The 24,189-nt window shown below is 75.9% G+C and carries 28 protein-coding genes; 11 read left to right on the forward strand and 17 right to left on the reverse strand.

Going from position 1 to position 24,189, the window contains the following annotated elements; genetic code table 11:
- Positions 1-13: 13 nt before the first annotated feature.
- The 4 genes from ADEH_RS13860 to ADEH_RS13875 form a co-directional block, all read right to left on the reverse strand.
- Entirely contained in the window at positions 14-1,234 is a 1,221-nt protein-coding gene (locus ADEH_RS13860; protein WP_011421723.1) for a hypothetical protein, read from the reverse strand.
- 44 nt (positions 1,235-1,278) lie between these two features.
- On the reverse strand, positions 1,279-2,079 hold the full coding sequence (locus ADEH_RS13865) for an AraC family transcriptional regulator (protein WP_232287280.1): 801 nt from the start codon (positions 2,077-2,079) through the stop codon (positions 1,279-1,281).
- 62 nt (positions 2,080-2,141) lie between these two features.
- The gene (locus ADEH_RS13870) at positions 2,142-2,549 is read right to left on the reverse strand and encodes a low affinity iron permease family protein (RefSeq protein ID WP_011421725.1); all 408 of its coding nucleotides are present in this window, start codon (positions 2,547-2,549) and stop codon (positions 2,142-2,144) included.
- Between the two features lie 75 nt (positions 2,550-2,624).
- On the reverse strand, positions 2,625-3,251 hold the full coding sequence (locus ADEH_RS13875; protein WP_011421726.1) for a DUF2845 domain-containing protein: 627 nt from the start codon (positions 3,249-3,251) through the stop codon (positions 2,625-2,627).
- Between the two features lie 142 nt (positions 3,252-3,393).
- On the opposite strand from ADEH_RS13875, the gene ADEH_RS13880 reads away from it, so the two are divergent.
- On the forward strand, positions 3,394-3,798 hold the full coding sequence (locus ADEH_RS13880; protein ID WP_011421727.1) for a universal stress protein: 405 nt from the start codon (positions 3,394-3,396) through the stop codon (positions 3,796-3,798).
- A gap of 9 nt (positions 3,799-3,807) precedes the next feature.
- On the opposite strand, the gene metF is transcribed toward ADEH_RS13880, so the two are convergent.
- Positions 3,808-4,710, reverse strand: coding sequence for a methylenetetrahydrofolate reductase [NAD(P)H] (metF, locus tag ADEH_RS13885; RefSeq protein ID WP_011421728.1), 903 nt, complete (start codon positions 4,708-4,710; stop codon positions 3,808-3,810).
- A gap of 93 nt (positions 4,711-4,803) precedes the next feature.
- On the opposite strand from metF, the gene greB reads away from it, so the two are divergent.
- The 4 genes from greB (at position 4,804) to ADEH_RS13905 (ending at position 7,107) form a co-directional block, all read left to right on the forward strand.
- Positions 4,804-5,295, forward strand: a complete 492-nt coding sequence (greB, locus tag ADEH_RS13890; RefSeq protein ID WP_011421729.1) for a transcription elongation factor GreB — start codon at positions 4,804-4,806, stop codon at positions 5,293-5,295.
- On the forward strand, positions 5,292-5,801 hold the full coding sequence (locus tag ADEH_RS13895) for a hypothetical protein (RefSeq protein WP_011421730.1): 510 nt from the start codon (positions 5,292-5,294) through the stop codon (positions 5,799-5,801). The genes greB and ADEH_RS13895 overlap by 4 nt, the downstream gene beginning before the upstream one ends.
- A 118-nt stretch (positions 5,802-5,919) precedes the next feature.
- Positions 5,920-6,705 (forward strand): endonuclease/exonuclease/phosphatase family protein, encoded by a 786-nt coding sequence (locus tag ADEH_RS13900; RefSeq protein WP_041453547.1) that lies wholly within the window; start codon positions 5,920-5,922, stop codon positions 6,703-6,705.
- Positions 6,706-6,816: 111 nt separating this feature from the next.
- On the forward strand, positions 6,817-7,107 hold the full coding sequence (locus tag ADEH_RS13905) for a YtxH domain-containing protein (RefSeq protein WP_011421732.1): 291 nt from the start codon (positions 6,817-6,819) through the stop codon (positions 7,105-7,107).
- A gap of 14 nt (positions 7,108-7,121) precedes the next feature.
- Here ADEH_RS13905 and yihA read toward each other — a convergent pair whose 3' ends face one another.
- Both yihA and ADEH_RS13915 read right to left on the reverse strand, forming a co-directional pair.
- Positions 7,122-7,772, reverse strand: coding sequence for a ribosome biogenesis GTP-binding protein YihA/YsxC (gene yihA, locus ADEH_RS13910; protein WP_011421733.1), 651 nt, complete (start codon positions 7,770-7,772; stop codon positions 7,122-7,124).
- Positions 7,773-7,781: 9 nt separating this feature from the next.
- Positions 7,782-8,303, reverse strand: coding sequence for a multiheme c-type cytochrome (locus ADEH_RS13915; RefSeq protein WP_157061362.1), 522 nt, complete (start codon positions 8,301-8,303; stop codon positions 7,782-7,784).
- A 22-nt stretch (positions 8,304-8,325) separates the two neighbouring features.
- Between ADEH_RS13915 and ADEH_RS13920 the strand changes: the two genes are divergently transcribed.
- The 5 genes from ADEH_RS13920 to ADEH_RS13940 all read left to right on the forward strand — a co-directional run bounded on the left by ADEH_RS13920 (position 8,326) and on the right by ADEH_RS13940 (position 11,602).
- A complete protein-coding gene (locus ADEH_RS13920) occupies positions 8,326-8,814 on the forward strand; it encodes a hypothetical protein (RefSeq protein WP_011421735.1) in 489 nt (162 codons plus the stop codon).
- A 6-nt stretch (positions 8,815-8,820) separates the two neighbouring features.
- On the forward strand, positions 8,821-9,456 hold the full coding sequence (coaE, locus tag ADEH_RS13925; RefSeq protein ID WP_011421736.1) for a dephospho-CoA kinase: 636 nt from the start codon (positions 8,821-8,823) through the stop codon (positions 9,454-9,456).
- 7 nt (positions 9,457-9,463) lie between these two features.
- Positions 9,464-10,615, forward strand: coding sequence for an SDR family oxidoreductase (locus ADEH_RS13930; RefSeq protein ID WP_011421737.1), 1,152 nt, complete (start codon positions 9,464-9,466; stop codon positions 10,613-10,615).
- Positions 10,616-10,713: 98 nt separating this feature from the next.
- Positions 10,714-11,121 (forward strand): MaoC family dehydratase, encoded by a 408-nt coding sequence (locus tag ADEH_RS13935; RefSeq protein ID WP_041453548.1) that lies wholly within the window; start codon positions 10,714-10,716, stop codon positions 11,119-11,121.
- A 4-nt stretch (positions 11,122-11,125) separates the two neighbouring features.
- The gene (locus ADEH_RS13940; RefSeq protein ID WP_011421739.1) at positions 11,126-11,602 is read left to right on the forward strand and encodes an FAS1-like dehydratase domain-containing protein; all 477 of its coding nucleotides are present in this window, start codon (positions 11,126-11,128) and stop codon (positions 11,600-11,602) included.
- A gap of 3 nt (positions 11,603-11,605) precedes the next feature.
- Here the strand turns inward: ADEH_RS13940 and ADEH_RS13945 are convergent, their stop codons facing one another.
- The 10 genes from ADEH_RS13945 to trmFO all read right to left on the reverse strand — a co-directional run bounded on the left by ADEH_RS13945 (position 11,606) and on the right by trmFO (position 23,561).
- Entirely contained in the window at positions 11,606-12,358 is a 753-nt protein-coding gene (locus ADEH_RS13945; RefSeq protein WP_011421740.1) for a tetratricopeptide repeat protein, read from the reverse strand.
- Positions 12,359-12,361: 3 nt separating this feature from the next.
- Positions 12,362-14,224 (reverse strand): molecular chaperone DnaK, encoded by a 1,863-nt coding sequence (gene dnaK, locus ADEH_RS13950; protein WP_011421741.1) that lies wholly within the window; start codon positions 14,222-14,224, stop codon positions 12,362-12,364.
- Entirely contained in the window at positions 14,221-15,180 is a 960-nt protein-coding gene (locus ADEH_RS13955) for a J domain-containing protein (protein WP_011421742.1), read from the reverse strand. The genes dnaK and ADEH_RS13955 overlap by 4 nt, the downstream gene beginning before the upstream one ends.
- A gap of 136 nt (positions 15,181-15,316) precedes the next feature.
- Positions 15,317-16,246: an ornithine carbamoyltransferase gene (gene argF, locus ADEH_RS13960; protein ID WP_011421743.1), complete on the reverse strand. Its 930-nt coding sequence runs from the start codon at positions 16,244-16,246 to the stop codon at positions 15,317-15,319.
- 12 nt (positions 16,247-16,258) lie between these two features.
- Positions 16,259-17,464, reverse strand: a complete 1,206-nt coding sequence (locus ADEH_RS13965; protein ID WP_011421744.1) for an acetylornithine transaminase — start codon at positions 17,462-17,464, stop codon at positions 16,259-16,261.
- A 56-nt stretch (positions 17,465-17,520) separates the two neighbouring features.
- The gene (gene hslU / locus ADEH_RS13970) at positions 17,521-18,963 is read right to left on the reverse strand and encodes an ATP-dependent protease ATPase subunit HslU (RefSeq protein WP_011421745.1); all 1,443 of its coding nucleotides are present in this window, start codon (positions 18,961-18,963) and stop codon (positions 17,521-17,523) included.
- Positions 18,963-19,508, reverse strand: a complete 546-nt coding sequence (hslV, locus tag ADEH_RS13975; protein WP_011421746.1) for an ATP-dependent protease subunit HslV — start codon at positions 19,506-19,508, stop codon at positions 18,963-18,965. Before hslV ends, hslU begins: the two co-directional genes overlap by 1 nt.
- Before the next feature lie 77 nt (positions 19,509-19,585).
- Positions 19,586-20,614: a tyrosine recombinase XerC gene (xerC, locus tag ADEH_RS13980; RefSeq protein WP_011421747.1), complete on the reverse strand. Its 1,029-nt coding sequence runs from the start codon at positions 20,612-20,614 to the stop codon at positions 19,586-19,588.
- Positions 20,615-20,664: 50 nt separating this feature from the next.
- Complete coding sequence (locus tag ADEH_RS13985; protein ID WP_011421748.1) at positions 20,665-22,254, reverse strand: hypothetical protein; 1,590 nt, start codon at positions 22,252-22,254, stop codon at positions 20,665-20,667.
- Entirely contained in the window at positions 22,209-23,561 is a 1,353-nt protein-coding gene (gene trmFO / locus ADEH_RS13990) for a methylenetetrahydrofolate--tRNA-(uracil(54)-C(5))-methyltransferase (FADH(2)-oxidizing) TrmFO (protein WP_011421749.1), read from the reverse strand. Before trmFO ends, ADEH_RS13985 begins: the two co-directional genes overlap by 46 nt.
- A 152-nt stretch (positions 23,562-23,713) precedes the next feature.
- On the opposite strand from trmFO, the gene ADEH_RS13995 reads away from it, so the two are divergent.
- Entirely contained in the window at positions 23,714-24,148 is a 435-nt protein-coding gene (locus ADEH_RS13995) for a TraR/DksA family transcriptional regulator (protein ID WP_011421750.1), read from the forward strand.
- Positions 24,149-24,189: the final 41 nt, after the last annotated feature.

A 24,189-nucleotide genomic window follows, 5' to 3' on the forward strand; every position in this document is an offset into this window, starting at 1 on the left:
CGCCGGAACACGGTCACCGCCCCGCCGGCGGCGCCGCCCCGGCCAGCGCCTCGGGGCCGAGGAACGCCTCGACGGTGCGCGCCAGCCGCTCGCCGGTGAGGTCGCCGCGCCGCACTGCGTCCACGAGGAACGCGGGGACCACCACCGGGCCGCCCGCGGCCGCCTCCGCGCGCCGGAGCTCGACGTAGAGCGCGGCGGCGAGCACGTGCATGCCGTCGTCGTGCTTGCGCCAGTAGCCGGCCTGGTCGGCGCGTCCGACGCCGAGCTGGTCCGCGATGACGGCCTCCATGGCCTCCACCACGTCCTCCTCGACGTAGCCCTCGACGGTGTTGTAGCCGAACGACCGGTCGTGGTGCTCCACGCGCGCGCGGACGAGCGGATCGGCGCCGAGCGCCGCCACCGCCTGCGCGATGTCGGGGCGGGAGGCGTCGTACGGCGGGTGCATCATCTCGTGGATGGCGTTGCGCACCATCACGTCGGAGGCGAACGTCACGTCGGCGAGGAACCGCGTCCCGACGATGCGGATGCCGTGCGGCCGCGCGAACGCGAGCACGTTGACGGTGATGCGGCGCGACGGCAGCGGCTTCCCGAGCCGCGCCTCGACGGCGGGCGCGACGTCGTGGGCGCCGAGGAACGGGCCGAGCTCGGCGATGCGCCGCTCGATCCCCGGGCGCGCCTGCCGCTCCCAGTAGTCCTCGAACCCGGCGCGGCCGAGCGCCTGGAGCGCGCGGACGAGGTGCGGCCGGGCGCGCTCGTAGGCGGCCCACCCCTCGTCGCTCCAGTACGGCGTGCGCTCGAGGGCGGCCCGCGCCCGCACCGGATCGCGCGCCACCCGGAGCAGCCAGGCGATCGACCCGCGCGCGCGCGCCGGCGCGGCCCCGAGCCCGCCCGCCTCGGCGGCGGAGAACACGAGGCCGAGGCGCGCCGAGACGATGCCGGCGACCTCGTCCTTCAGGATCCGCTTCACCTGGCGGAACGCGTCGCGCTCGGCGGCGGTGAACCTCGCGTCGAAGTGGCGGTACGCCTCCTCGAAGTACCGCACGTAGAACGGATCGCCGCCCAGCACGCCGACCAGGCAGAGCGCGTCGTACGCGGGCGCGGCGGTGACCTCCCACTCGGTCGTGCGCGCGGCGGGCGCGGCGTGGGCGGGGAGCGCGCGCGCCGCGGCGGGCGCGGTGGCGAGCGCGAGGGCCAGTGCGAAGGCGAAGGCGGGCGTCGAGCGGCGTTCGTTCATGCCCGCCGGATAGCAGGCCGGACGCGCCCCGGGCTTGTACCGGATTAACCTGGCCGCCCCGCCGGCCCGGCACGCCCCATCCGCGCAGCGCGGTACTGGCTGGGCGTCAGCCCGGTCGCCTCCCGGAAGCGGCGCGCGAGGTGCGGGTGATCCGCGAACCCGCACGCGGCGGCGGTCTCGGTCACGGTCCGCCCCGGCTCGGCGAGCACGTCGAAGGCGCGCCGGAGCCGGACCCCGGCCAGGAACTGGCCCACCGTGCACCCGAGCACGCGCCGGAACGTGCGCGCGACGTGCGCGGGGTGGACGCCCGCCGCGCGCGCCACGTCGGCGAGGCCGAGCGGCTCGTCGGACCGGTCGTGCAGGAGCTCCACCGCGCGCCGGAGCCAGCCGGGACGCCCCGCCTCATCCGCCGCAGGCGCGAGCGCCGCGAGCTGCAGCGCCGCGTCCTCGGCCGCCGGGCCCGCGCCGGACAGGGCCCGGAAGAGCCCCAGCGCCGCCGCGTACGGTACCCCGCCCCGCGCCATCCGGGCGGCGGCGCCGGCCGCGGGCCGCACCCCGGCCTCCTCGAGCAGGCCGGGCGGCAGCTCGAGGTTGAGCAGGTGTCCGCCGGAGGGCGAGAACCGGTCCTCGTGCGCCTCGCCGGGCGGGTGCCAGATCACGGTCCCGAGCGCGCACTCGCGCTCGCCGGCCGCGGTCCGCTCGCGGTAGGTGCCGGAGAGCAGGCAGGACACGTAGGCGCGCTCGTGGCGGTGCGGTGGAAGCGCCTCGCCGCCCGCGAACAGCGCCTCGCTCACCTCGAAGCGGCCCGCGCGCCGCCGGCGGACGATGTCGCCCAGGTACGCCACGCCCGGATCCATACGTCACCCGCCCGCCGGGCGCACGCGCACCGAAGGGCCGCTCGCCGCGGTCAGTGCGCGGATCCCGCTGCGCCGCCGGCCTGCTTGGCCTGCTCCCGCGCGGTGGCCCGGGCCCGCACCTTCCTGAACTCGGCCTCGAGCTCGGTCAGCTCGTCCTCGGTGGCGTGCTCGAGGTCGGCGAAGATGTTCCGGGCCCGCCGCTGCGCGCGGATGAGCTCGTCGATCTTCAGGTGCAGCGCCCGGGTCTCGCGGTTCTGCGTGGCCTGGATGAGGAACACCATCAGGAACGTCACCACCGTGGTGCCGGTGTTCACCACCAGCTGCCAGCTGTCGCTGAAGCCGAACAGCGGCCCGGTGGCGGCCCAGACGACCACCGACCCGGCCGCCACCAGGAACGCCCGGTACGTCCCGACGGCGTCGGAGATGAAGAAGGCCAGGCGCTGGAACGCGTCCTTCACGCCGACAATGTGAGCACCGGACGGCGAGCGGCTCCCGCCGCTGCCCGGCGCCCGCTCGCGCGGCCGCCCGGCGGCCTACGGTGCGGTCCCGTAACCGCCCCGCTCCACGGCGACCACCTTGCCGGCCTCCAGCCGGGCGACCAGCGTGAAGCGCTGCGGCCCGAAGTCGAACGTCCACAGCTCCACCGGCACCCGCGCCTCGCCGGGCGCGCCGCCCTGCACCCCGGGCGGCAGCGCGCGCGGCTCGACGGCCACGTCCTTCGCGATCGGCTCGCCGCAGCGGACCAGCAGGTCGAGCTTGCTCTCGCCGACCCGCACCGCGGACGGATCGCAGCTCGCGCGCCCGGGGGTCCGCACCGCGGCCACCCGCTCGGGCGCGTACCCGTACCCCCCGCGCTCGATCGCCACCACCCTGCCGCCCTCCACGGTGACGAGGTCGATGAAGCGCTGCGGGCCGTGGTTGTAGGTCCACTGCTCCACGAGGACGACCGAGTCCTGGGACGCCCGGCCGGCGATCACGAGCACGCTGCGCTCGATCTCGCGCGCGTCGCGGAGCGCCGGCTCGCCGCACCTCGCGAGCAGGTCCAGCCGGGAGGCGCCGAGCTCGACGGTGCCGCCGTCGCAGCGGAGCGACGACTCGCCGGCGTGGGCGGACGGTGCGAGCAGCGCGAGCAGCAGGAGCGCGAGCGACCGGGCGTGCATGCGGGGGCCTCCTCGAAGACCGGGGAGCACACCGTACCACGGTCGGTGAACGTCCGGGGGCGCGCCAGGCGTCCGCGCGCCCCGCCCCCGGCCCGCTGCGCGCCGCGGCCGCGCGACCGCATCCTTCCGGCGGAGGGCCCGCATGACCGAGATCCCCTGGAAGACCGTCTGCTGCCCGGTGGACCTGTCCGACGCCTCGCGCGCGGCGCTGCGCGTCGCCAGCGACGTGTGCCGGCGCCTGGACGCGTCGCTCACCCTGCTGCACGTCCAGGAGGGCGAGCCGGCCTCGGAGCGGCTCGCCGAGTGGCGGGCCGCGGCCGAGGCGGCCGGGGTGAAGCGCGTCGCCGCCGAGGAGACCGGCGGGAACCCGGAGATCGCCATCGCGGACTGGGCCGACGCCCACGGCGTGGACCTGGTGGTGATGGGCACGCACGGCCGCACCGGGCGGACCCACGCGCTGGTCGGCTCGGTGGCCGAGAGCACGGTCCGGCGGGCGCGCTGCCCGGTGATGGTGGTCCACGACGAGTGGACCGGCACGCTGCACTGAGGACCGGGCTCAGCCGCGCCAGGGCTCGCTGGCGCGGAGCGCCGCCACGATGGCGCGCGTCGAGGGCGAGCGGTTCAGCGTGTAGAAGTGGATCCCGGGCGCGCCGCGGCGGAGCAGGTCGGCGCACTGCAGCGTGGCGTAGGCCACGCCCAGCTCGCGGGCGCCGTCCGGGTCGGCGCGCCGGACCTCCATCGCCGCCCGGAGCGGCGGCGGGATGGCGGCGCCGCACATCGCGGTGAACCGCTCCACCTGCTCGACGTTGGTGAACGGCATGATCCCGGGCACCACCGGCACCTCGACGCCCGCGGCGCGCGCGCGCTCGACGAAGCGGAAGTAGTGCGCGTTCTCGAAGAACAGCTGCGTCACCAGGAAGTCCGTCCCGGCCTCGACCTTCAGCTTCAGGTTGCGGAGGTCCTGCGCCAGGTCGCGGGTCTCGACGTGGCCCTCGGGGTACGCGGCGGCGCCCACGCAGAAGCGCCAGCGCTCCGGCCGCGACCGGATGAACGCGACCAGCTCGCTCGCGTGCGTGAAGCCGTCCGGGTGCGGGACGAACGCGCTCTGCCCCCGCGGCGCGTCGCCGCGCAGCGCCAGCACGTTCTGGATGCCGGCGTCCGCCACCTCGTCGAGCACCGCCGCGATCTCCTCGCGCGACGCCCCCACGCACGTGACGTGCGCCATCGCCTCCACCTCGGCGTCGCGCTTGAGCCGCTTCACCAGGTCGATGGTCTTCGCGCGGGTGGACCCGCCGGCGCCGTACGTCACCGACACGTAGGCGGGGCCGAGCGGGCGCAGCGCCTCGACGGTCTCGAACAGGCCGCGCACCCCGTCGTCGGTCTTGGGCGGGAAGAACTCGAAGGAGAAGATGGGCTCGCCCCGCTCACGGGCGAAGCGCAGGAGGTCGGTGATCCGCACAGGCCCGCGAGAGTAGCCCGGCCCGGCGGCGCGGCGCCAGCTTCCTGCGGTTGACAGCGGCGCCGCTCCGCGGGAATCGTTCGTCGCACCGCCATGGCCAGGACGCCCCGCTACATCACCCCCGAAGGCTTCCGGCGCCTCGCCGCCGAGCACACCCGGATCTGGACCGAGCAGCGGCCGCGCATCGTGGCCGAGGTCGAGGCCGCCGCCGCGCTCGGCGACCGCAGCGAGAACGCCGAGTACATCTACGGCAAGAAGAAGCTGCGCGAGCTGGACCGCCGGCTGCGCTTCCTCTCGGAGAAGATGGACTCGCTCTCGGTCGTCGAGCCGCGGGCCCACCCGGACGGCCGCGCCTTCTTCGGCGCCTGGGTGACGGTCGAGCAGGAGGACGGGCAGGAGCGGAGGTACCGGCTGGTCGGGCCGGACGAGTTCGACGTGTCGGCGGGGCTCATCAGCGTGGACGCGCCGCTCGGCCGCGCGCTGCTCGGGAAGCGCGAGGGCGACGTGGTGGTGGTGCACCGGCCCGCCGGCATGGTGGAGTTCACCGTGGTGGAGGTCTCCTGGTCGGCCCCGGAGGACGGATGACGATCGAGACGGATCGGGCGGCGCAGCGCGCGCGCGTCGAGCGCTTCGCCCGCGAGCACCCCGGCAGCGTGATGTACGACGGCGCCACCCTGCTCGACGTCTACTCCGGGAAGGCGCTGCACCTCGACTGGATGCGCGTGGCGCGCCTGGAGGAGCGCTCCGACGCCGAGACCGGGCGCCCGTACCTGGCGCTGGGCCGCGACGACGGCAGCGAGGTCGCGATGGCCGAGCAGGGCGTGGTGTTCCCGCCGTGCACCACCGGGACCGGACCGCTGGAGGGGCTCCCGCGCGCGGTCTGCTTCCGCGACCTGGCGCAGGCCGAGGGCCGGCTCACCCACTTCCTGCTCGACCACCCGGACGAGCGCCCGAGCGCGACGCACGTGTCGCTGTTCCTGTTCTGCCTGGCGGTGGTGGACGGGGCGCGCGCGGCGGGGTTCGACGTGTCGCGCGAGGAGCGGCGGCTCGAGGCCGTGCTGAACGAGCTCGAGGCGCGCAAGCGCGGCTGAGCAGGCCCCGCCTCCGCGGGTGCGCCACCGCCGCACGCGGCCCATCTTTGCCCCGGTGGCGCGCGGCCGGCGTGCCCGGGCGGCGGGCCGGCCGCCGCGCGGAGGGAGGGCGACCGGGGTGCGCTTCCGCGTGGTCACCTGGAACGTGCACGGCCTGCGCGGCGCGGGCCGCCGCCCCGATCCCGAGCGCATCGCCCGCGTGCTCGACGACATCGGCGCGGACGTGGCCGGGCTGCAGGAGGTGGGCGCGAGCCTGCCGGGCGCCGACGCGCACGCGGCCGAGGCGCTCGCGCGGCTCACCGGCCTCAACGGCGCGTTCGGCCCGACGCTCCAGCACGCGCGCGGCTTCGCGTACGGGAACGCCATCCTCTCGCGCCACCCCATCGACGCGACGCGCACCTACGACCTGTCGGTGCCCGGCCGCGAGCCCCGCGGCTGCCTGCGCGCCGACGTCGTCCTCGGCCCGATGCGCGTCCACGTGTTCGCGGCCCACCTCGGCCTGCACTGGCGCGAGCGGCGCCGCCAGGCCGCCGCGCTGCTGTCGGCGGACATCCTGCGCGACGCGGCGCTCTCCCACCCGCTCGTGCTGGTCGGGGACTTCAACTCGCCCTCGGACCGCTCGGCGGTGCCGCGCTGGCTGCGCCGAACGCTCACCGACTGCGCGGTCGCGGCCGGCCGGCCCGCCGCCACGTTCCCGTCCGCCTGGCCGCTCCTGCGGCTGGACCGCGCCTACGTGGACGCCGCGCTGCGCGTCGTCGCCTGCGAGGTGGTGCGGACGCCGCGCGCCCGGCGCGCCTCGGACCACCTGCCGCTGGTCGTCGAGCTGGAGCTCACCGAGGCCGCGCGCCGGCCGCCCGCCCCGCGGCCGGTCGAGGCGCCTGGCGTCCGGACGCGCACCGGCTGATCCCGCCGCCGCCGGCGCGCGCCGGCGGTGGACGACGGCGGGGCCTCGATCGCGCCCCGCCCGATGCGCAGGCTGTGACGCGGGCCCGGGAGCGGGCGGGAGGGATACGACATGGCGATGTCCTGGAAGGCGATGAAGGGGATGCTCGACCGCGAGCTGCTCTTGAAGCGGATGGGGCTGGAGGAGCGCAGCCCGGCCGGCGACTTCTTCACCGGCCTCGGCCTGTTCTCGGTCGGCGTGCTGGTGGGCGCCGGGCTGGGCATGATGTTCGCGCCGAGGCGCGGCGAGGACCTGCGCGCGATGATGACCGACGCGTGGCGGCAGCGGACCGGCAAGCCGGCGCAGGGGCCCGACTACCAGGCCATGGGCGCCGAGACGGCGATGCCGTCGCCGGCGCACTGACGGCTGCCGGACGGCTACGCCGGCGGGTCGGCCTCGGCGGTCCGCGCCTCCTCGGCGGCGAGCGCGGCGAGCCGCGCCCAGAGCGCGTCGGTGCCGGTGCCCTCCACCGCGGAGAACGGCACCGCGTCGCCGCGGGCCAGGCCGAGCGCGCGCTCCACCTGCTGGAGCGCGAGCACGCGGCGCGCCTTGGGCAGCTTGTCCGTCTTGGTCGCCGCCACGACGAGGCGCCGCCCCGCCGACACCAGGAACGCGGCGGCGTCCTCGTCGCTCTCCGACGGCGCGTGGCGCGCGTCCACGATGAGCACCACCGCGCGCAGCACGTCGCGGTCGCGCAGGTAGTCCTCGATCATCGCGGTCCAGCGATCGCGCTCGGCCCGCGAGACCTTGGCGTAGCCGTAGCCGGGCAGGTCGCAGAAGCGGATCGCGCGCGGGCGCGCCGCCGGGGTGGGCCGGTACGAGAGGTCGAAGAACTGGAGCGCGCGGGTGCGCCCGGGCGTGGACGAGACGCGCGCCAGCCCCTTGCGGCGGGCGAGCGCGTTCAGCATCGACGACTTCCCCACGTTGGAGCGGCCCACGAACGCGATCTCGGGCGTGGCGCCGCGCGGCCACTCCTCGGGGCGGGTGGCGGTCTTGTCGAAGTCGGCGGAGACGACCTGGATCGGCACGTCGGGCTCCTAGCGGCCGCCGGGGCGGCGGGCGGGGGCCGGGGCTGGCCGCGCCGGCGCGCGGGGACCCGTCGGCGCGGCGGCGTCGCCGGGCGCCGGGGTCCAGTGATCGATGAGCGGCAGCTTTCGCTTCGGGTCGAAGCGCAGCAGGCTCGGCGTCGAGTCGGTGTGGCAGGCGAGGCAGGTCTTCGGGCCCGGATCCACCAGGCCCACCGCGCGCGCCAGCTCGCGGTCGCGCATGACGTGGTCGGCCGCGTAGGCGCGCCCCGGGCCGTGGCACGTCTCGCAGGAGACGCCGGCGAGCCCGTCCTCGCGGTCGGGCGCGTGGCAGGAGAGGCAGCGCGGGTCGTCCCGGCGCTCCGCCGGCAGCACCTCGAGCGCGCGCGCGTGAGGGCTCACCCGCCAGCGCTCGTACGCGGACGGGTGGCAGGCCTTGCACGCCTCGGGTCCCACCTTGTCGCCTGCGGCGCGCGCGGCGGGCGGGAGGGCGAGGATCGCGGCGAGGAGCGGGAGGCGGAGGGCGGGGAGCACGGGGGCCGGAGTATAATGCGGCATGCGCCTCGTCTGGCTCTCCACCGCGATCCTCCTCGCCCTCGGCCCCGTTTCCGCCGCCGCACGCCCGTGGAAGGGCGTCACCCCGGGCGTCACGGCGCAGGCCGAGGTGGTCGGGAAGTTCGGCGAGCCCACCGCCCGCACCCGCCGCGGGGCGCGCACCGTCCTCGCGTACTACGGCGACCAGGCGCTGGAGGGGACCAAGCAGGCGCAGTTCCACCTCGATCCGGCCGGCACGGTCCAGGAGATCACCATCTTCCTGACCGTCCCGCTCGACGCGGACACCATCGAGGGGACCTACGGCAAGCCCACGCAGAAGACGTTCGTGGAGGACACCTTCCAGAAGGTCTGGCTCTACCCGGCGCAGGGCGTGACCGTGTACTTCGCGAAGGACGGGAGCGTCGAGGCGCTCTCGTTCGCGGCGGGGCGGCAGAAGGCCGCGCCCGCCTCCGCGAAGCCGGCCGCGGCCGAGACCGCCACGACGCGCTGAGGCGGCGTGCGCGTCATCGGGCTGACCGGCGGGATCGCGACCGGCAAGAGCACCTTCGCGGCGCTGCTCCGGGCGCGGGGCGCGCCGGTGGTGGACGCGGACGCGCTGGCGCGGGCCGCGGTCGAGCCCGGCACGCCGGCGCTGGCCGAGATCGCCCGGACGTTCGGCGCGGAGGTGCTGCGCCCGGACGGCGCGCTCGACCGCAAGGCGCTCGGCGCGCGCGTGTTCGCCGACCCGGGCGCGCGGCGCCGGCTCGAGGCCATCACCCACCCCGCCGTCCGCCTCGCCATGCGCGAGGAGACCGCCCGCCTGGCCGCGCAGGGCCACCCGCTCGCGTTCTACGACACGCCGCTGCTGTACGAGGTCGGGCTGGAGGCCCTGCTCGACGCGGTGGTGGTGGTCTGGGCGCCGCGCGACGTGCAGCGCGAGCGCCTGATGCGCCGCGACGGGCTCGGCGGCGCCGAGGCCGACGCGCGCCTGGCGGCGCAGCTCCCGGTGGACGAGAAGGCGGCGCGCGCCGACTTCGTGGTCGAGAACGCCGGCGCCCCCGAGGCGCTGGCCGGCAAGGCCGACCGCCTGCTGGCGGACCTGCGGGGGGGCCGGGGGCGCAGGCTTCCCAACGCGCCCCCCGTGCGCTATTGACCGCGGCATGGGGGCCGGCGCGCGCGTCCACTTCGTCACGGGGTACCCGGGGTTCATCGGGAAGCGGCTGGTGCGCCGCCTCCTCGAGGACGCGCTGCGCGGCGACGATCGCGTGGTGCTCCTGGTCCAGCCGCGCAACGCCGCCGCGGCGCGGGCCGACCTGGGCGCGCTCGGCGCCGAGCGGGCCGAGGTGCTGGAGGGGGACGTCGAGCAGATGCACCTCGGCCTCTCCGGCGCCGAGTGGAAGGCGCTCGCCCGCGAGGTGACCGACGTCTGGCACCTGGCGGCGCGCACGTGGCTGGGCGCCTCGCGCCCGGAGTTCCGCCGGGTGAACCTCGAGGGCACGCGCAACGTGCTGGAGCTGGGCCGCGCGGCCCGCCGGCTCCGGCGGCTCAACCACTTCTCGACGGCGTTCGTCTCGGGCGACCGGGTAGGCGTCATCCTCGAGGACGAGCTGGCCATGGGCCAGCGCTTCCACAACGCGTACGAGGAGACGAAGTACCAGGGCGAGCTGCTGGTCCGCGCGGCGCAGTCGGAGCTGCCCGCGACCATCTACCGCCCCAGCATCGTGGTGGGCGACTCGCGCACCGGCGAGATCGACCGGTTCGAGGGGCCCTACGCGCTCGCCATCCTGCTGGTGGCCTCCCCGCTGGCGGTCCCGCTGCCGCTCCCGGGCGACGCCGTGGCGCCGCTCAACGTGGTCCCGGTGGACTTCGTGGTGAACGCGGCCGTGGCCATCGGCGAGGCGCCCGCCGCGGCCGGCCGCACCGTGCACCTGGTGGACCCGTCGCCGCTCTCCGCCCGGCGCGTGTACGAGCTCATCGCCGCGCACGCGGGCAAGCGCCTGCCGTCGGTGTCGGTCCCGGCGCGCGTGCTCCAGGCGCTGCTCCAGCTGCCGCTGCTGGAGCGGCTCTCGCGCGTGCACCGGCCCGCCATCGAGTACGTGAACCACCTCGCCATCTACAACTGCCGCAACCTGCTCGAGCTGCTCGACGGCACCGGCCTGCGCTGCCCGCCCATCTCCAGCTACCTCGACCGGCTCATCGACTTCGTGCAGGGGACGTTCGAGAAGCGCCGCGAGGCCGAGCTGGCGCAGCTCGCGGGCGACGCCGACGACCCGCTCGATCCGCCCGCCCCGCCCGCGTCCGGCGCCGCCTGATCCGTCCGCCCGCGCGCCCGCGCGGTGACGCCCCGCGTCGTGATTCCGAGGGGGTGCGCGGGCTTGTGCTCCGCCCGGACCTCCCTTACACGGGAGGGATGAAACGCCTCCAGGACTTCACCGTGGGCGACACCTTCGAAGCGATCCGGGAGGTGGACTCGTACCGGCCGATCTACTACGCGGCGGCCTCCGGCGACTTCAACCCGATCCACATCGACCCGCAGGTGGGCCGCGCGGCCGGCTACTCCGGCGCCATCCTCCAGGGCATGTGCACCTTCTCGTGGCTGTCGGACGCGTGCGTCGCGTACCTGGGCGATCCGGCGCGCCTGCGCCGGATCCGGGCCCGCTTCACGAAGCCGGTGCAGGTGGGCGACGTGATCCGGTTCCAGGGCCGGTGCGTCGCGCTCGACGGCCCGCGGATCGCGCTCGAGCTGGAGGCGACGAACCAGCGCGGCGAGGAGGTCCTGAAGGGCGCGGTGGCCGAGGGCCACCTCGGAGAGGGGTGACCGCGTGCCCATCGACCGCAAGCACCTGGGCCGGCGCTACGGCCCGTACCGCTTCACCGTGGGCCTCGAGCAGATCCGCGACTTCGCCTCCGCGACCGGCGGCGGCGTGCCGGGCCGGGTCTTCGCGGTGGCGCCGGAGCGCGCCCACGCGTGGACCTGGGACGAGGCCGCGGCCGCCGCCTCGCCGCACGGCGGGCTGGTGGCGCCGCCCACCTTCGCGGCCGCGTTCGCGATCCAGCCGTTCGCGACCGCCTGCGCGGACCCGGAGCTGGGCGTGAACGTGCTCCGCCTGGTCCACGCCGAGCAGTCCTTCGAGCTGGAGGCGCCGGTGCGCCCCGGCGACGTGCTCGAGACCGAGGGCGAGATCACCCGGATCCAGGACCGGGGCAGCCTCGACTTCCTCGAGGTCACCACCGAGACCCGCAACCAGCGCGGCGAGCGCGTGGTGCGCGGGGTCTGGACCGCGATCATCCGGAACTGACGCTCAGGTCGTGATGACCCCGTCCGCGATCAGGTTCGCGAGGATGCGCGCCGTGTCGAGGCGCGGGAGCCCGGAGAGCGCGAACAGCGCCTCGTAGTCCACGAACCCGTCGATCTGCGCGAGCAGGAACCCGGCCCGGTGGTCGAGGTTCAGCCACATGATCTCCTCCGGCTTGATGGCGAGCCGGGGGACGCCGCCGAGCGGGCCGAGCTTCGACTCGTACATGGCGATGAGGGTGGCCTCGTTCTGGCGCAGGTACTCGCGCGCCTCGCGGTGGTCCGGGTCCACCTGCAGGATCTTCTCGATCAGCTCCAGCGACCCGGTGAAGTCGCCCAGCGCGAACAGCTCGCGGGCGGCCTGCATCCAGACCTCCACGTCGCGGCCGCCGGGGGACTCGCCGGGCGCGGACTTCGCCGGCACCAGCGGGCGGATGTCGGACTTCTCCGCCACCGCGTCGAGGTCCAGGCCGCCCTCCGGGTCGAGCTCCAGCTCGATGATCTCCGCCGCCGCGGGCAGCGCGTCCCAGGGCGAGTGCCCGGGGGCGGCGGCGGGCGGCGCGGCGGGGGCCGGGAGCGGGACCGGCTCGGCCGTGGCGCCGCCGGGCATCCCGCCGCCGAGCAGGGTCAGGTACGAGCGCGCCTTGGGGTTGCCCGGATCGCGCTCCAGCGCCTGCTGGAACGAGCGCAGCGCCTCCCCCACCCGCCCCGCCACGTAGGCCTTGATGCCGCGGTCGATGAGCTCGCTCACGTCCGGCACGGCTCACCTCGCGCCGGGCCGCGCGGTCGCGGCCAGGCCCTTGAACAGCTGCAGCGTGCGCTCGAGCGGCTCCTCCTCGGCGGCGAGCGCGGCGAGGTCGCGCGCCTCGACGGCGGTGCGCGCGCGGGCGAGCACCCCCTCCGCCTTCAGCACCGCGTCCTTGCCGAACCGGGTGCGCTCCAGCGCGTCGTGCACCTCCGGGCCGAGCGCCTCGATCTCGCGCACCAGCGCCAGCACGCGGTCGCGCCGCGCCTCGAACTCGCGCGCGGTCTGCTTGCGCTCGAGCAGCTCGTCGATCTGCTCGTCGAGGATGTGCCGCATCTCGTCCTCGGTGAGGCCGGAGGTGGCGGTCACCGAGATCGACTGCTGCAGGCCGGTGGCCACGTCGCGGGCCGACACGCCCACGATGCCGTCGGCGCTGATCTCGAAGGTGACCTCGATCTCCACCTCGCCGCGGCGCGCCGGCCGGATGCCGTCGAGCACGAACTCGCCCAGCAGCTCGTTCTCGATGGCCCGCTCGCTCTCGCCCTGGAGCACGGCGATGCGCACCGAGGTCTGGTCGTCCTGCACCGTGGTGAACAGGTGGGTCTGGCTGGTCGGGACGGTGGTGTTGCGCGGGATGACGGTCTGGAAGTAGCCGCCCACCACCATCAGCCCGAGGTTCTGCGGGGTGACGTCGAGCAGCAGCACCTCGGCGCCGGCGTGCGGCGCGGAGAGCGCCTGCGCCTGGATGGCCGCGCCCAGCGCGACGACCTCCTCCGGGTGGACGCCGCGGCACGGCTCGCGCCCGAAGAACTCGCGCACCGCCTGCTGCACCCGCGGCATGCGCGTCATCCCGCCCACCAGCAGCACCTCGCCCACCTGCGACGGCCGCACGCCCGCGTCGCGCAGCGTGCGCTCGGTGACCGCGATGCACCGGTCCACCAGGTCCTTGGTGAGCTCCTCCAGCTTCTCGCGCGAGAGCTGGCGATCGAGGTGGAGCGCGCTCTTGCCCTCCCCGCCCCCCACCAGGAACGGCAGGTGGATGGCGGTGGAGGGGAGCGAGGACAGCTCGCACTTGGCCCGCTCGGCGGCGTCGCGCAGCCGCTGGAGCGCCATCTTGTCCTGGCGCAGGTCGATCCCGCCGTTCTCCTTGGCGAAGCCGAAGGTGAGCCAGTCCATCACCCGGCGGTCGAAGTCCTCGCCGCCGAGGTAGGTGTCGCCGCCCACCGCCACCACGTCGTAGACGCTCTTGCCGATGTCGAGCACCGAGACGTCGAACGTGCCGCCGCCGAGGTCGAACACCACCACCTTGCGCTCGATCTGCTTGCCGAAGCCGTACGCGAGCGCGGCGCTGGTGGGCTCGTTGATGATGCGGAGCACCTCGAGCCCGGCGATCCGCCCGGCGTCCTTGGTGGCGTGGCGCTGGCCGTCGTTGAAGTAGGCCGGGACCGTGATCACCGCCCGGCTCACCGGCTGGCCGAGCCACGCCTCGGCGTCGGCCCTCAGCTCGGCCAGCACCATGGCCGAGATCTCCTGCACGGTGAGCGTCCGCCCGCCCAGCTCCACGCGGACGTCGTGGCCCTCCGGCCCGGCCACCAGCCGGTACGGCAGCACCCGGCGCGCGTCCTCGATCTCCTTCGAGCCCCAGCGGCGGCCGATGAGCCGCTTCGCCGCGAAGACGGTGTCCTCGGCGTTGGTGATGGCCTGGCGCTTGGCGAGCGCGCCGACCAGGCGCTTCCCGTTGCGGGCGAACGCCACCACCGAGGGCGTGAGGAGCTGGCCGCCGCGGCCCGGGATGACCCGCGGGACGCCGTCCTGCACGGTGGCGACCACCGAGTTGGTGGTGCCGAGGTCGATGCCGATGACGGGCTCGCTCGCGCTCATCCCAGGAAGCTCCACCGCAGCCGCTTCAGCCGCTCGCGCGCCTGCTCCAGCTTCGGGTCCAGCTCCACCGCGCGCTCCAGCGCGCGGCGGGCCTCCTTGCGCGCCCCCAGCGCGTCGAGCGCCAGCCCCAGCGCCTCGTGCGCGAACCCCGCCGACGGCTGGGCGCGGACCGCCGCCTCGGCCAGCCCGCGCGCCGCCACCGCGTCGCCCGCGGCGAGCGCCGCCCGGGCGCCGCCCGCGGCCGCGCGCGCGTGGCGGGGGTCGGCCTCGAGCGCCTCGCGGAACGCGGCGAGCGCCCTGGCCGGCGCACCCATGGCCTCGGCCGCCAGCCCGCGCTCGTAGGCGTCGCCGGCGCGCTGCACCGCCGCCCGCCGCCGCGCCTCGGCCGCGAGCGCGGCCACCTCGGCGTTCTGCGGGTCCATCCCCTGCGCCAGCACCAGGTCGTTCGCGGCCTGGGCCACCTGCCCGGCCTGCAGGGCTTCCTTCCCCCGCCGCACCAGGTCGGCCACGCGCGCGGCGCGGGCCACCAGCGGGCTCTGCCGGGCGAGCCGCGCCCGGCGCTCCGCCGACCGGCGCTCGTCCTCGAGCTTGCGGAGCTCCATCCGGGCGAACTCGTCGGCGGGCGCGGTCTCCCGCGCGTAGGCGGCGCGCCGGGCCTCGTCGCACAGCACGTCGCGCGCCTCGGTGAGGCGCCGGAAGACCTTCTCGAGCCGCGCGCGGTAGCTGCCCAGCCGCTTCCCCGGGTAGCGGTCCGGGTGGAAGACCTTCACCTTCTCGAGGTACGCGGCGCGCGCGGCCTCCACGGGCGCGCTCCAGGGCAGGCCCAGGACGTCCCAGTGCGTCCAGCGCGGCAGGCTCCCCTCGGCGAACAGGATCTCGCGGCGCCGCTCGGCGTCGAGGTCCACGTCCTCCTGGAGATCCGCCGGATCGAACGCGAAGCCGCTGTATCGATCCACGCTCAACCGTTTCCCCCCGCCCGACCTCGGCGGCCCCGAGATTAACGACCGGGACCGCAGGGGGTCAAATCCGCTCCGGCGCGCGCGCCCGCCCCACGGGCCCCGGACACGCGCCGGGGCCCGTCCGGGCGGCCAGTCACCGGCCGGCGAGCAGCAGCTCGAGCAGCGCCTTCTGGGCGTGCAGCCGGTTCTCGGCCTCGTCGAAGACCGCCGACTGCGGCCCCTCCAGGACCTCGTCGGTGATCTCCTCGCCGCGGTGCGCGGGGAGGCAGTGGAGCACCACGGCGTTCGGCCGCGCCTGGGCCATGAGCGCCCGGTCCACGATGAACCCCTCGAAGCGGCGGCGGCGCTCCTCCGCCTCCTCCTCCTGGCCCATGCTGGCCCAGACGTCGGTGTTCACCACGTGCGCGCCCGCCACCGCCTCGGCCGGCGAGCGGAAGACCTTCGCGCGTCCGGCGGCCCGGGCGAGCAGCGCCGGGTCCGGATCGTAGCCCGCCGGGCAGGCGAGGTGCAGCTCGAACCCGAGCAGCACGCATGCCTCGAGCCAGCTGTTCGCCATGTTGTTGCCGTCGCCCACCCACGCCACGCGCAGGCCGGGCTTGGTGAGCGCGTCCGAGCCGAAGCGCTCGGTGACCGTGAGCAGGTCGGCCAGCACCTGGCACGGGTGCGAGGCGTCGGTGAGCGCGTTCACCACCGGCACGCCGGCGTAGCGCGCCATCTCCTCGATCTTGTCGTGCCCGTAGGTGCGCACCACCAGGCAGTCCAGGTAGCGCGACAGCACGCGGGCGGTGTCGCGGATGGGCTCGCCGCGCCCGAGCTGCGTGTCCCGCGGCGAGAGCATGATCGCGCCCGCGCCGAGCTGGTTCGCCGCCACCTCGAACGACACGCGGGTGCGGGTGGAGGCCTTCTCGAACACCAGGCCGACCGTGCGCCGCTCCAGCGGGCGCGGGCCGCTCTTGCCGAGGAGCTTCCACTCCGCGGCGCGCTCCACCAGCTCGAGCAGCTCCGAGCGGTCCAGGTCGGTGATGCGGAGGAAGTCGCGCTTCTCGCGAGGCGAGGTGGCCATCGGGGTCCTCTCTCAGGGCTTCGCGGGCGCCGCCGCCAGGGCCGCGCCGAGCCGCTCCACGGCCAGGTCGGCCTCGGCGGCGGTCAGGTTGAGCGGCGGGGCCAGGCGCAGCACGTCCTCGCCGATGGCGTTCACGAGCAGGCCGCGCGCGCGGGCGGCCTTCATCACCTCGGCGGCCGCCACGCCCTGCACGACGACCCCGAGCAGCATGCCCCGGCCGCGGACCCGGGCCACCCGGCCGCCGGAGGCGAGCCGCTCCAGGCCGGCGCGGAGCCGCGCCGCGACCTCGCGCGAGCGCTCCAGCACGCCGCCCCGCAGCTCGGCGAGCACCGCCAGCGCCACCGCGCAGGCGAGCGGGTTGCCGCCGTAGGTGGTGCCGTGGCTGCCCGGGGTGAGGTGCTGGCCGACTTCCTCGGTCGCGAGCATCGCGCCGATGGGGAACCCGCCGCCGAGCGCCTTCGCGCTCGACATGAGGTCGGGGGTGATCCCCTCCCACTCGTGCGCCCAGAACTTCCCGGTGCGACCCATGCCGGTCTGCACCTCGTCGAGGCACAGCAGCACGCCCTTCTTCCGCGTCAGCTCGCGCACCGCGCGCAGGTAGCCCTCCGGCGGCGGGACCACGCCGGACTCGCCCATGATCGGCTCGACCATGAACGCGGCCACGGTGTCGTCGAGCGCCGCCTCGAGCGCGGCGAGGTCGCCGTACTTCACGTGGCGGACGCCGGGGACCAGCGGCGCGAAGCCCGCCTGGTACTTCGGCTGGCCGCCCACGGTGACGGTGAAGAGCGACCGGCCGTGGAACGAGTCGTCGCAGGAGACGATCACGTTCCGCTCCGGGTGGCCGCGGTCGTGGTGGTACTTGCGCGCGAGCTTCAGCACCGCCTCGTTCGCCTCGCCGCCGCTGTTGCAGAAGAACGCGCGCGACGCCCAGGGCGTCACCGCCAGCAGCGCCTCGGCGAGCTCGACCTGGCGCGGGATGTAGTAGTGGTTCGAGACGTGCCAGACGGTGCGGGCCTGCTCCTCGAGCGCCTTCACCAGCGCCGGGTGGCAGTGGCCGAGCGCGTCCACCGCCACGCCGCCGAGGAAGTCGAGGTACTCGTTGCCGTCCGCGTCCCAGACGCGGACGCCCTCGCCGCGCGCGATGGCCACCGGCTGCTGCCGGTAGTTGGGCGTGAGCACCTTCTGCGCGCGCTCGGCGATCGACTCGTTGCGTGTCATTCCGCGCTTATAGCAGCCGGGCGGCGGAGAGTTCCAGATCCGCGAGCGCCCGCGCCTCAGAGGATGTAGCGCGAGAGGTCCTCGTCCTGCGCGATGCCCTGGAGCCGGTCGCGCACGTAGGTGGCGTCCACCACGATCCGCTGCCCCCGCAGCTCCGAGCCCTCGAACGAGAGCTGGTCCAGCAGGCGCTCCATCACGGTGTGGAGGCGGCGCGCGCCGATGTTCTCCATGCGCTCGTTCACCTCCGCGGCGATGCGCGCGATCTCGTCCACGGCGTCGTCGCGGATCTGCACGTCCACGCCCTCGGTGGCGAGCAGCGCGGTGTACTGCCGCACCAGGCTGTTGCGCGGCTCCTTGAGGATGCGCACCAGGTCCTCGCGCGTGAGCGGCTCCAGCTCCACGCGGATGGGGAAGCGCCCCTGCAGCTCGGGGATGAGGTCGGAGACTTTCGCGACGTGGAACGCGCCGGCGGCCACGAACAGCATGTGGTCGGTCTTCACCACGCCGTACTTCGTGTTGACGTTCGACCCCTCGACGATGGGCAGGAGGTCGCGCTGCACGCCGCCCCGCGAGACGTCCGGCCCGCGCACGCCGCCGCCGTCGCCGCCGGCGATCTTGTCGATCTCGTCGATGAACACGATGCCGGCGTTCTGCGCCCGGTCGAGCGCCTCGCGCGTCACGCGCTCCATGTCCACCATCCGCGCGGCCTCCTCGTCGGTGAGCAGCTCGAGCGCCTCCTTCACCTTCACCTTGCGCTTCCGCTTGCGGCCGCCGCCGCCCAGCATCCCGAGCAGCGGGTTGTTCCCCAGGTTCTGGACCATGTCCTGGAGCCCCTGCGCCATGTCCTCCATGCCCGGGCCCATGAACGGCATCACCGGCATGGAGCGCTCCGAGAGCTCCACCTCCACCAGGTCGTCGTCGAGCGTGCCGGCGCGGAGCTGCGCGCGCGCCTTGTCGCGGGCGCCGGCCGCCGAGCCGGCCGGGTGCGACGCGGGCGCGGCCTGCGGCTCCTCGGCCGGCGCGCCCCGCCCGCCGAACGGGTTGCGGAAGCCGAGGCCGAACCCGGAGCCGAAGCCGAGCGCGTCGAGGACCTTCTCCTCGGCCGCCTCGCGCGCGCGCTCGCGCAGCTTCGCGATTTCCTCCTCCTTCACCAGCTTCACCGCCGCCTCGACCAGGTCGCGGATCATCGAGTCCACGTCGCGGCCGACGTAGCCGACCTCGGTGAACTTGGACGCCTCGACCTTGACGAACGGCGCGCCGGCGAGCCGCGCCAGCCGCCGCGCGATCTCGGTCTTCCCCACGCCGGTGGGGCCGATCATGATGATGTTCTTGGGCAGGATCTCGTCGCGCAGCTCGGGGCCGACGCGCTGCCGGCGCCAGCGGTTGCGCAGCGCGATCGCGACCGCGCGCTTCGCCTGCGCCTGGCCGACCACGTAGCGGTCCAGCTCCGCCACGATCTCCCGGGGCGTGAGGTCCTGCGGCTTCGCGCTCGGCGCCATCACAGCTCCTCGATGGTGAGGTTGCCGTTCGTGTAGATGCAGATCTCGGCGGCGAGCTTCATGGCCTCCTCGGCCACCCGGCGCGCGTCGAGCGAGGAGTGGGCGAGCAGCGCGCGCGCCGCGGCGAGCGCGTAGGGACCGCCGGAGCCGATCGCCACCGCCGCGCCGTTCGCCACCGGGTCCGGCTCGATGACGTCGCCCGCGCCGGACAGCACCAGCACGTGCTCGCGGTCGGCCACCACCAGCAGCGCCTCCAGCCGGCGCAGCATCCGGTCGGTGCGCCACTGCTTCGCGAGCTCCACCGCGGCCCGCGGCAGCGAGCGCGCGTGCTCCTTCAGCTTCTTCTCGAACAGCTCGAAGAGCTGGAACGCGTCGGCGGTCGCGCCGGCGAACCCCGCCACCACCTGACCCTCGCCCAGCCGCCGGACCTTGCGGGCGGTGGCCTTCATGACGGTCTTGTCCAGGGTGACCTGGCCGTCGCCGGCGATCACCACCCTGCCCTCGCGGCGCACGCAGAGGACGGTCGTTCCGTGCATGGGGCGCATGTCCGAGAGGTAGCGCGGCCGCGGCCGGGGGGCAACGATTCACGGCGGCCCGCCCCGCGCCCTCGCCCGTCCCCGCGTCAGCGCGCGCCGCGGCCGCCCCTGGCGCTGCGGCCGGGCGCCGCGCCGCGAGCGCCGCCTTCCGGGTCGGCGCCCCCCGCGCCGCCCGCGGCGCCCGCGTGCGCGCGCGGATGGGCCGCGTCGTAGACCGCCGCGAGCCGCTTCCAGTCGAGGTGCGTGTAGCGCTGCGTGGTGGAGAGCGAGGCGTGCCCGAGCAGCTCCTGGATGCCGCGCAGGTCGGCGCCGTTGCCGAGCAGGTGCGTGGCGAAGCAGTGGCGCAGCACGTGCGGGTGCACGTGGCGCGGCAGGCCGGAGGCGAGCACCCAGCCGTCCAGGCGGCGCGCCACCGACCGGCTGGTGAGACGGCCGCCGCGGAAGTTCAGGAACACCGCCTCCGCGGCGCCGGCGTGGTCCGGCCCCGCGGCCAGCACCGGGCGGGCGCCGTCCAGGTAGCGCCGGAGCGCCTCCGCGGCCGGGGCGCCGAACGGCACGATGCGCTCCTTGTTCCGCTTGCCGAGCACGCGCACCAGCCCGCCGGCGAGATCGAGGTCCTCGAGGTCGAGCCCGGTCAGCTCGGAGACGCGCAGCCCGCTCCCGTACAGCAGCTCCAGGAACGCGCGGTCGCGCAGCGCGAGCGGCGCCTCGCCGGCGGCGTCCGGCGTCTCCACCAGCGCCGCGACCTCCTCCTCGGGCAGCACCTCCGGCAGGCGCTTCGGCCGCTTCGGGCTGGCGACCGCGCGGGCGGGGTTCCCGGGCGCCAGCCCCTCGCGCACCAGGAAGCGGTACAGCGAGCGCAGCGCGGAGAGCTTGCGGCCGAGGCTCACCGCCCCGGCGGCGCCGGCCTGCCGCGCCAGGAAGCCGCGCACCAGCGCGGGCGAGGACGGCACGAGCGGCTGGCCCTGGTCGGCGAGGTAGGCCGCGTACTGGGCCAGGTCCACCTGGTACGCCTTGCGCGTGTGCGGGGACGCCCGCTTCTCCGAGGCGAGGTACGCGTCGAAGCGCCGGAGCTCCTCCGGCAGCTCGGTGGGGGCGGCCGCGTCGGGGGTCATCGGGGATCGCGTACCACCGCGCCGCCGGGCGCGATAGTTCCTGGCGGAGGCTAGGGCGGCAGCTCGGCCACGTAGGCGCCCTGGCGCTTCTCGTGGAGGACGGCGTACGCCAGGCGGCGCGAGTCCGGGCCTAGGAACTGGGCCGAGCCGGGCAGCACGTAGGTGTCCACCCGCGTCAGCTTCCCGTCCTTCCAGACGCCCACGTCGAGCGCGTCGCGGTCCATGCGCTGCCAGGTGACCAGCAGCCGCCCGGGGTCGCGCGGGTCGTACTCGAAGCTCTTCGCCCCGTCCACCACCCGCTCCGGCTTCGCGCCGGCGGCGAGCCCCTCGGCCGGGACGCGCTCCACGTCGCAGCCCTCTCCGTTCCGGACGCAGCGGGTCCGGTAGTAGAGCCAGCGCGCGTCCGGCGAGAAGGAGAAGCCGAACGCGCCCTGCGCCACCTGCACCGCGGCGGTGCCCGGGGGGGCGTCGAGCTGCGCGAGCATCAGGTCCACCGAGTACCCGCCGCGCGTGGTGTGCTGCAGGAACGCGAGGCGCTTGCCGTCGGCGGAGAGCTCGAGGTCGGTCACGTTGGCGCCGTAGGTGCGCGAGGGCAGGTCGAGCCCGCCCGCGCCGGCGGTGCCGGAGCGGACCCGGGCGTCGAAGCGCTCCAGCCAGGCGAGCCGCGGCGCCCGCTGCGCCCAGCGCAGCTCGCCCACGTCGCGCGCGAGCACCGCGTCGCCGGGCTTCGCCGCCAGGACCAGGTGCAGGTCGCCCTGCTTCCCGGGGGTCGCGTCCGCCAGGAACGCGAGGGCGCGGCCGTCGCGGGAGAACGCGAACGCCTGCACGTCCTTGCCGAGCACCGCCTGGCGCGGGCCGGCCAGGTGGAGCGCGTAGCCGCCCCCGTCCTGCACGGTGTACGCGTACGCGCCGCCCGGCGCGAGCGCGTAGTCGCCGCTCCGCTCCGCCACGCGGCGCGCCCGCCCGTCCGCCCCGACCACCGACAGCGCCGCGCCGGCCGAGGCGCCCTGGCGCACCAGCAGCGCCGGCCCGTCCCCGCCGCCCCAGCCCGGCCCGGCCTCGAGCGAGCCCACCCGGTCCAGCCCCGCCACCGGCTCGGGCTCGCCGCCGCCGCGCGACACGAGCAGCCGGCCGTCGGCGACGAACAGCAGGTCCTCGGTCCCGGGGGCGAACCCGGCGAACGACACCGCCGTCCCGAGCGTCCGCGGCGCGCCGCCCGCCCGCGCCACCACCAGCGTGCCGCGCGCGGTCGGGTAGTCGTAGTCGCCGAGCGCCGCGAGCGTCGCGCCGGCCGGGCTCCAGAGCAGGCCGTGCGGGAGCGTGGTGACCGCGCCCGCCACCCGGCGCGCCTCCCCGCCCGCGCTCGGCACCAGCCGCAGGTCGCAGCTCGCGGTGCGCGGCGGCAGGAACTGCCCGCGCGCCTCGTTGCAGCCCTCGAGCACCGCCAGCCAGGCGCCGTCGGCCGAGGCCTTCACGGCGCGCACCGGGCCGCGCAGCAGGGCGCGCCCCGCCGCGCCGCCGGCGGCGGACTCCGGCTCCTTCCTCGCGCTGCAGGACGCGGCGGCGAGCGCGAGCGCCAGCGCGGCGGCGCCGGTCAGCCCGCGGCGGGGACGGCGGGGGGTGGTGCGGTGTCGATCCACGGTGCCAGCTCCTTGCGCGCCCGCTCCACGTGGGCCTCCTTGCGGCCGGCCTTGCCGCGGTGGCGCCCGGTGAGCGGGGGGAACAGCGCGAAGACCACGTTGCTCGGCTGGTAATCGTACCCCGGCGGATGCGCCTCGCCGGTGAGATGTCGATGGAGGGCGCCCAGGGCGGTCGCCGCGGGGGGCGGCCGGAAGGCCCGCTCCGCCAGCCGGTCCAGCACCGCCCGCGCCGCCATCAGCCCGCAGGCGGCCGACTCCACGTACCCCTCCACGCCGGTGATCTGCCCGGCCAGGAACAGGTGCGGGGCGGCGCGCACCGACAGGTCCGGCGCGAGGACGCGGGGCGCGTCCACGAACGTGTTGCGGTGGATCTGGCCGAGCCGGACGAACTCGGCGTTCGCGAGGCCGGGGAGGAACGCGCGGAAGATGCGGCGCTGCTCCGGCCAGGTGAGGCGCGTCTGGAAGCCCACCAGGTTCCAGGCGGTGCCCTCGACGTCCTCGCGGCGGAGCTGCACCACCGCGTGCGGCCAGCGCCCGGTGCGCGGGTCCTCGAGCCCCACCGGCTTGAGCGGTCCGTGGGCGAGGACCTCCGTCCCGCGCTCCGCCATGACCTCGATCGGCAGGCAGCCCTCGAAGTACCGCGGCTCCTCGAAGCCGTGCGCGGGCACCTTCTCGCCCTGGAGCAGCGCGTCCACGAACGCGTGGTACTGCGCCTCGTCGAGCGGCAGGTTCAGGTAGTCGTCGCCGCTCCCCTTGCCGTAGCGGGAGCGCGCGTACGCGATGCTCCGGTCGATCGACTCCGCCGCCACGATGGGCGCGATGGCGTCGTAGAAGTGCAGGCGCCCGCCGGTGGCCTCGGCGAGGCGCGCCGCCAGCGCGTCGCCGGTGAGCGGCCCCGTGGCGATCACGGCGAGCGCGGGGGGCGGCGGCAGGTCCTCCACCTCGCGGTGGACGATTCGCACGCCGGGGTGGCCCGAGAGCCGCGCCGTGACCGCCTCGCTGAACCGCTCGCGGTCCACCGCGAGCGCGTCGCCGGCGGGCACGCGCGTCGCGTCCGCGCAGCCGAGCACGAGGCTCCCGAGGCGGCGCAGCTCCTCGTGGAGCAGGCCGACGGCGTTCTGCGGGTTGTCGGAGCGGAGCGAGTTGGAGCACACCAGCTCGGCCAGGCCGGGCAGGACGTGCGCCGGCGAGCGGCGCTCCGGCTTCATCTCGACGAGCTCGACGGCCACGCCCGCGCGCGCGAGCTGCCACGCCGCCTCGCTCCCCGCCAGGCCTCCCCCGATCACGGTCACCCGCGTGTCGCCCATGCGCCCCTTCCGTCTCCGCCGCGCCCCGGCCGGTCGCCCGCCCTGCAGGCGCTCCCCGTCGCCTCGTCCGGCCGACCGTCCTGGCCGCGCGCCCGGAGGGTGCGCAACGTCACGAGGAGCGCGCACGGCCCGGGACGGCGGCGGCGGAGGGGATGGCCGGGCCGGGCGCGCTCCATCTATCCCCGCTGCGAAAGGAACGCAACGTGAGCGACAAGGACCTTGGGCCGCTGCGGGCCGAGCTGCTCCGGCGGCGCCGCACGCTCCTCGAGACCTCGCGCCGCGCGAGCGCCGAGCTCGACGCGCTGCGGGCGGCGGACCGCGATCCCGAGTTCGAGGAGGGCGCGCAGGCCGAGCACGAGCAGTACACGCTGGCGCGCCTCGGCGAGAACCAGCGCCGCGAGCTCGTGCTGATCGACGCCGCCCTCGCGCGCGTGGACGCCGGGGAGTACGGCATCTGCCGCGACTGCGAGCAGGACATCGACCCGCGCCGCCTCGCCGCCCTGCCCTACGCGCTGCTCTGCACCGAGTGCGCGCAGCGCCGCGAGCGGGCGCAGTACGCGCTCCAGGGCGAGCCGCCCACGATGTAGCCCGGGTGCGCCGGAGGCCGGCCCGGGGGAGCCCCGGCGCC

Origin of the sequence: Anaeromyxobacter dehalogenans 2CP-C, assembly GCF_000013385.1 — a bacterium.
Lineage (GTDB): Bacteria > Myxococcota > Myxococcia > Myxococcales > Anaeromyxobacteraceae > Anaeromyxobacter > Anaeromyxobacter dehalogenans_B.

What these genes read in the sequence shown, in the direction of transcription:
- greB (WP_011421729.1), top strand. Translation starts at nt 4,804, where the DNA reads ATGGCCAGGACGCCCCGCTACATCACCCCCGAAGGCTTCCGGCGCCTC.
- ADEH_RS13935 (WP_041453548.1), top strand. Translation starts at nt 10,714, where the DNA reads ATGAAACGCCTCCAGGACTTCACCGTGGGCGACACCTTCGAAGCGATC.
- hslV (WP_011421746.1), bottom strand. Translation starts at nt 19,508, where the DNA reads ATGCGCCCCATGCACGGAACGACCGTCCTCTGCGTGCGCCGCGAGGGC.
- argF (WP_011421743.1), bottom strand. Translation starts at nt 16,246, where the DNA reads ATGGCCACCTCGCCTCGCGAGAAGCGCGACTTCCTCCGCATCACCGAC.
- ADEH_RS13860 (WP_011421723.1), bottom strand. Translation starts at nt 1,234, where the DNA reads ATGAACGAACGCCGCTCGACGCCCGCCTTCGCCTTCGCACTGGCCCTC.
- hslU (WP_011421745.1), bottom strand. Translation starts at nt 18,963, where the DNA reads ATGGCGCCGAGCGCGAAGCCGCAGGACCTCACGCCCCGGGAGATCGTG.
- trmFO (WP_011421749.1), bottom strand. Translation starts at nt 23,561, where the DNA reads ATGGGCGACACGCGGGTGACCGTGATCGGGGGAGGCCTGGCGGGGAGC.
- ADEH_RS13875 (WP_011421726.1), bottom strand. Translation starts at nt 3,251, where the DNA reads ATGCACGCCCGGTCGCTCGCGCTCCTGCTGCTCGCGCTGCTCGCACCG.
- ADEH_RS13930 (WP_011421737.1), top strand. Translation starts at nt 9,464, where the DNA reads ATGGGGGCCGGCGCGCGCGTCCACTTCGTCACGGGGTACCCGGGGTTC.
- ADEH_RS13880 (WP_011421727.1), top strand. Translation starts at nt 3,394, where the DNA reads ATGACCGAGATCCCCTGGAAGACCGTCTGCTGCCCGGTGGACCTGTCC.
- ADEH_RS13965 (WP_011421744.1), bottom strand. Translation starts at nt 17,464, where the DNA reads ATGACACGCAACGAGTCGATCGCCGAGCGCGCGCAGAAGGTGCTCACG.
- ADEH_RS13905 (WP_011421732.1), top strand. Translation starts at nt 6,817, where the DNA reads ATGGCGATGTCCTGGAAGGCGATGAAGGGGATGCTCGACCGCGAGCTG.
- ADEH_RS13895 (WP_011421730.1), top strand. Translation starts at nt 5,292, where the DNA reads ATGACGATCGAGACGGATCGGGCGGCGCAGCGCGCGCGCGTCGAGCGC.
- dnaK (WP_011421741.1), bottom strand. Translation starts at nt 14,224, where the DNA reads ATGAGCGCGAGCGAGCCCGTCATCGGCATCGACCTCGGCACCACCAAC.
- xerC (WP_011421747.1), bottom strand. Translation starts at nt 20,614, where the DNA reads ATGACCCCCGACGCGGCCGCCCCCACCGAGCTGCCGGAGGAGCTCCGG.
- ADEH_RS13920 (WP_011421735.1), top strand. Translation starts at nt 8,326, where the DNA reads ATGCGCCTCGTCTGGCTCTCCACCGCGATCCTCCTCGCCCTCGGCCCC.
- ADEH_RS13995 (WP_011421750.1), top strand. Translation starts at nt 23,714, where the DNA reads ATGGCCGGGCCGGGCGCGCTCCATCTATCCCCGCTGCGAAAGGAACGC.